At 73.5% G+C, this 5,215-nt stretch carries 3 protein-coding genes and 2 pseudogenes; 1 reads left to right on the top strand and 4 read right to left on the bottom strand.

What is annotated here, in order from left to right; all coding sequences use genetic code 11:
• Positions 1 to 1,593, bottom strand: a 1,593-nt coding sequence (gene dacB / locus CCN51_RS36950; protein WP_086860592.1) for a D-alanyl-D-alanine carboxypeptidase/D-alanyl-D-alanine endopeptidase, incomplete at its 3' end; no start/stop codon positions are given.
• Between the two features lie 181 nt (positions 1,594 to 1,774).
• Here dacB and CCN51_RS36945 point away from each other — a divergent pair.
• A pseudogene (locus CCN51_RS36945) lies at positions 1,775 to 1,939 on the top strand (helix-turn-helix domain-containing protein); the annotation flags it as partial.
• Here CCN51_RS36945 and CCN51_RS36940 read toward each other — a convergent pair.
• The 3 genes and pseudogenes from CCN51_RS36940 to CCN51_RS36930 all read right to left on the bottom strand — a co-directional run.
• Positions 1,903 to 3,384 carry a SagB family peptide dehydrogenase gene (locus tag CCN51_RS36940; protein WP_014174827.1) on the bottom strand — a complete coding sequence of 494 codons (1,482 nt, stop codon included), beginning with the start codon at positions 3,382 to 3,384 and terminating at the stop codon, positions 1,903 to 1,905. The pseudogene CCN51_RS36945 and the gene CCN51_RS36940 overlap by 37 nt on opposite strands.
• Positions 3,381 to 4,427, bottom strand: a complete 1,047-nt coding sequence (locus CCN51_RS36935; RefSeq protein WP_014174828.1) for a lantibiotic dehydratase C-terminal domain-containing protein — start codon at positions 4,425 to 4,427, stop codon at positions 3,381 to 3,383. The genes CCN51_RS36940 and CCN51_RS36935 overlap by 4 nt, the downstream gene beginning before the upstream one ends.
• Positions 4,411 to 5,215, bottom strand: a pseudogene (locus CCN51_RS36930) (lantibiotic dehydratase); the annotation flags it as partial. The gene CCN51_RS36935 and the pseudogene CCN51_RS36930, both read right to left, overlap by 17 nt.

The raw sequence follows: 5,215 nt of genomic DNA, 5'->3' as shown, positions 1-5,215 counted from the left end.
GCGCCGGGGCTTGACCCAGGAACACTCCAGGTCCGCGGCCCCGGCCCGCTCCGCCGTGGCGTTCGGTACGGCACTCGGCCGGACTGCTGTCGCCCGGTCTGCCCCGGACTTCGCGAGCGTCACCACGATCGCGTCTTCCAGGCTCTTCACGGACGGGGCGAGGAAGTTGTTGAGGACGACGCTGTAGGCCAGTTCCCTGCCGTCCGCGTCGGTGACATACCCCGAGAGCGCGGAGGCGCCGGTCAGCGAGCCCGTTTTGCCGCGCGCGTTGCGCGCCGCCGGGGTGCCGCACATCCGTGAGCGCAGGGTGCCGCCCACGAACCGGTCCGGGTCGCAGGCCACCGGCAGCGACGCGTACCAGTCGGCGTACCAGGGCTCGTCGCGCACCGACAGCAGCAGTTCGGTCAGCCGTCCGGCCGCGATGTTGTCCATGCGGGACAGCCCGGAGCCGTCGACCTGGCGCACCGAGCCGGTGTCCACGCCCCGCTTCTTCAGCCAGTCGGAGACGGCGTCGAGACCCGCGCTCCAGGTGCCACGGCCGGCCGTCTCGTAGCCGATGGTTTTGGCGAGCACTTCGGCGTGGATGTTGTTGGACAGCTTCATGAACGGGATCAGGAGCTTTTTGAGGGGCATCGACTCATGCGAGGCGAGCGACCGCGCGTCCGGCGGGGTGGCCCGGCCGAGGCGGGTGGCCCCGGTGACATGGACGCCGTGGCGGGCCAGCGCGTCGGCGAACACCGAGGTGGCGTAGCCGGTGGGTTCCCAGACGCTGACCCACTCCTTGGCCGGGCTGCTTCCTGCCGGGAGGGCGCCGCTGACGGTGATGGTGTTGGAGCCGTGCTGCCGCTCGACGGAGAGGGTGGAGCCGCTGCCGGTGGCGGCGGTGGTGGCGCGGTTGTCGATGCGGAGGTAGTCCGTCTTGGGGGTGAGCGTGACCTTCGGCTTCTCCCCCGGCGCCGCGCCGGGGGCGGTTTCGACGATGATGCTGCCCGCGTCGTAGTCGGTGTCGGGGGCGAGGGTCAGCGGGGAGATCTGGGCCGCGTAGTAGGAGGATTCGTCGTCGGCGGCCCAGGAGCGGCCGGCGCGCTGGGTGTCGAACCGGGTGTCGTCGGCGATCAGCCGTCCGGTGACCCGGGTGATCCCCGACTCGGCGAGCTGCGCGGCGAGCCGTTCGTAGTCCGCGGCGAGCATTGTCGGATCGCCGGTGCCGCGCAGATACAGATCGCCGCGCAGCACCCGCCCCTGGCGGCTGCCGTCGGTGAGCACGTCGGTCCGGTACGTGTAGTCGGGGCCGAGCAGCCCCATGGCGGCGGCCGAGGTGAACAGTTTGGTGTTGGAGGCGGGCATCAGCCGGTCGTCGGGGTGGTGCTGGTAGAGGACGGCGCCGGAGTCGGCGTCGGCGACCACCACGCCCGCCGCGCCGCCCTTCAGCAGCGGGTCGGCGAGGAGGGTGTCGAGGGCGGTGCCGAGGTCGGCGCGGGAGGTGTCCGCACCGGCCGGTGAACTCCAGCTGAGGGTGGCGGCGAGGCCGATGACGAGGGGCCAGATCCAGGCGCGCGTAAGGCGGTTCACGCGATCCGCAGGTCTACTCATGCCACCGGAGGATTCCGTACGGCGGCCCGCCGCGACAGAGCGCGGTACGCGGGGCTGTCGAGCCCACAGGCCGTAAGCCCTGCGGCTACCCGTCCGTGGCCCCCTCCAGCCGCCGCAGGGCGGTGTCCAGGGCCGAGCCGGGTTCGACACACCAGGGCGGCCGGCCGGTTCCAGGCCAGAACGCAGGTCCTTCGCCCGACGCCTGCTGCGCGCCACCCCGATCCACCTCATCGCCGCCCGCCGCGGTTTCCCGCACGCCGCCGTCTTCAGCCGCGCCTTCCGCACCGCGTACGGGCTTCCGCCCAAGGACTACCGGCGCCGCGTGCTCGCGGGCGGGGTCGCGTAGTTTGGGCCGTCGGCCGCCGCGCTGCCGAGCAGAAAGGCGCCCACCGGGATCTCGGTGTGCGCGGCGAGGCCGAAGGCGCGTACCGGGGTCTCGCTGTCCCCGCCGCCCACCGCGCAGCCCGACAGGCCCATCGCGGTGGCGACGAGGGAGAGGGTCTGGAGCAGGACGCCGGTGTTCTTGAGGGTCAGGGCGTAGGAGTGTGCCGCGTACTTCCAGGACAGCCGCTTGATACGGGACACCAGCGTGAGGTGCACATCGGGCGGGGGCGCGGCGCCGGTGGCGGCGGAGGCCTCGCGCAACAGGCCGTCGACGGCTCCGGGGGCGCCGGGCAGGGCGGTCAGGGCGTGGCCCAGGGGGTTGTAGTGGTACAGGCCCCGGTCCAGCCCCTGGCAGCGGTGGACGGCGGCGTACAGCTCCAGTTCGTAGGCAGATCCGGCGCTGGGGTAGGGGCGGCTGGTGACCGCGTACGGTCGGTCGTCCTCGGGGCGGGCGGCCAGCACGGTGCGCACCCGGGCGGCCCGGTACAGCAGCTCCCCCAACTGGTCCCGGGTCAGAGGCCGTTCGCCGTACGTACGCCGTGAGGCCCGCGATTCGAGTACGTCGGTGAAGGTGCGGTCCTCGCGGGCCGCCCTGTCCAGGTCCGGGCGGCGGAGGGGGATCGTACGTCCCGTGGCGGGTCGGGGCACGGGCGGAGGTGGTGGTTCGGTGTCGCGCAGCGGGAAGACCGGCCCGTACAGGCGGTCGCGCGGGCCGGCTCGGGCGCCGTCGTAGGCGAGCAGTTCGTGGAAGCTCCAGCCGGACGGGAGGTCGGCGGTGTCGGCGCGCCCGGCGTCACGCCCGGCGTCACCGACAGGGTGCAGGAAACCGGTCGAGTGCAGAAGGGTCAGGAGCGCGGTCAGGGCGCCCTCGGGCAGTTCGTGGCAGTGGCGGCCCAGCTCCGCGCGGGATGCGGGGCGGGCGAGGAGCGCGAGCGGCGTGGCGGTGCGGGGGTCCTCGACGCGGACCCGGAAACGTGACCGTGGCGATTCAAGGGCGAGTTGGCCGTCGACCGGCCGCAGATGGGCGGCGCGGTCCAGGGTGAGCGGGGTGTCGGGCACGGGTCCGGGGCGCGGTGCGGCTTCGGGGGCGAGCGGTACGGCGGTCGCCAGGGGCCGGGAGCCGTGGGTGGCGTGCCGTTGGAGGGTGTGCCCGAGCCGGTCCAGGCAATGGTGGAACAGGGCGAGTTGGGGCTCCGGCGGCAGCCCGCAGCTCTCCGCCCTGGCATTGATGCGGTCCGCCATCTCGTCGATGGCCGTGGGGCCCGCCGCGAGGGTGTGCAGCGCTTCCGCCAGGGGCGGGGTGTGCGGGCCGAGCGGCGTACGGCCCCAGCGGTGGCGTACGGTCAGCAGGCCCTGGTGGTCGTGGAGGGCGGTGCCGGGGTAGAGGGAGAGAAGCAGCGGGCTCATGGCCGGTGGGCCCCGCTCCCGGCGGTGTGCAGATCGGCCGCCGCGCGGGCGGCGAAGTGGCGCAGCAGCGCTTCCTGCGGTCCGTACAGCCCGAGACGGTTGCACATCAGATGGGCGCAGCGGTTGGCGGTCAGTGCGGCGCGCGGGCTGGGGAGGTCGAGCAACGACGGATCGTCGCGCAGCGCGCCCAGGTCGGGCGTGAACTCGCCCTTTCTCTCCAGGGCTTCGAGCGAGGCGTGCAGCCGCGAGACGCTGTGGCGCCATGCCGCGATGGGCCCTGTGGGGCCGTCGGACCGGGGCCGCGGGGCGGGGGCGAGGAGGTGTCCGGCCCGGCGTACGAGGGCTCCTCGGCCGCTCTCGTAGGCGCGGTCGAATGCCTCGGTGTCATACGCGGGCCCGAGCATACGGCGCCACGCCTCGGCGCCCGCGCGCAGCGCGTCGAGGCGGCGCTGCGGATCGGGTTCCACCACGGCCCAGGTCAGCAGGGACACCGCGAAGCCCGCCGAAAGCCGCTCGGCGGGTCCGGGACGGCGGGCGAGGACGGCTTCGGCGCAGCGGCTGGCCTCCATGAAGTGCCGTTCCACCGCCGCGAGTGGGGCGCCGGTGCCGTAGCGGTCGTGTTCGGGCAGATAGCCGCGCACCTCCGCCTCGTCGTGCAGCCCGCGCCATGGCTCGTAGCCGGGCAGCCCTTCGCGGGCGGCGGCCTCGGTGGCGAAGCGCAGATACGCCGCCTCGTCGACGGAGCGCGGCGAGGGGTGTTCTTTCAGCCATGCGTTCCACCGGTCGACAAGCTCGGTGGCGATGTCCTGGGAGCCGTTGTGTACGGGGTGTGCGGGTTCGCCGGAGAGGACACGTACGCGCAGATGAGGACCGCCCTCCCAGTAGCGCAGAAAGAAGTGGCCGTGGATACGGCCGGCCTGGGCGAGGCCGGTGAGGGCGGGGGCCACGGCGTCCAGCAGCAGCGTGTCGAGGTCGCCCTGGTGGAAGAGGTGCACGGCTACCCACTGCCCGGGCGGGGTCGGCGGATCAGACGGCCGGCTCATGGAAGTCTCCCGGGAGTTCGATGACGAATTCGCTCGTGTACGGAGTGTCGCCGTCGGGCGCGGCCGGGTCCGGCAGTGCCTCCTCGATGTGGACGACGGTGTCCGGGGAGCCGAGGGAGCGGGTGAAGGCGGTGGTCAGGAGGGGTGAGGCGAAGTCGATGTACGCGGGTTTGTAGCCCTTGTCCGCGAAGGCGTCCGCGCCGTGGCTCCCGGGTGCGCGGGTGCGAACGAAACAGGAGGCGGGAAGGCCCAGTTCACGGCGCCAGGCCAGCAGCCTCAGAAAGTGTTCGTGGTCGCGCTCGCCGGGCGTACGGCGGGGCACCGACCCGGCCCGGGTGAGCCATGAGCGGCGGCGCAGCACCACACGCCCGGCCTCGATCCGGTCCAGGCTCACCACGCCTCGGTCCGGCACATCGTCGGCGAACGGCCCCGGCAGCAGCGGGTGTCCGGTGCGGAAGAGCGTATGCGGATCGCCGAAGAGGCGCAGCAGGGTCGCCAGCGGCGGTGGCAGCAGCAGCGGGCTCATCAGGCCGAGGTGGACGGGCACCAGATCGGCGTCGCAGCGTGGTGAGCGGAGTGCGGGCAGCCCGGTGGCCCGGTCGAGGCGCACGGTCACCTCGCCGAGCGGAATGCGCCCGGGGCCGCTCCGGGCGCCGCGGGTGAACGGGTGGTCGAAGGCGTGGGGCAGGGTGGGGTGCCGGAGGTTGGTGTTCGAGGCGTACAGACCGCCGATGTCCACGGGGATGCGGCCCCGGCCCGTACGGGTGTCGGGGGCCGCATCCCCGTGG

It is taken from the genome of Streptomyces milbemycinicus (assembly GCF_002154605.1).
In the GTDB taxonomy this organism is placed as follows: domain Bacteria; phylum Actinomycetota; class Actinomycetes; order Streptomycetales; family Streptomycetaceae; genus Streptomyces; species Streptomyces milbemycinicus.
Note: the sequence above shows the minus strand (reverse complement) of the source record. Positions and strands in the feature narration are given on the sequence as shown.

What these genes read in the sequence shown, in the direction of transcription:
- CCN51_RS36940 (WP_014174827.1), bottom strand. Translation starts at nt 3,384, where the DNA reads ATGAGCCCGCTGCTTCTCTCCCTCTACCCCGGCACCGCCCTCCACGAC.
- CCN51_RS36935 (WP_014174828.1), bottom strand. Translation starts at nt 4,427, where the DNA reads ATGAGCCGGCCGTCTGATCCGCCGACCCCGCCCGGGCAGTGGGTAGCC.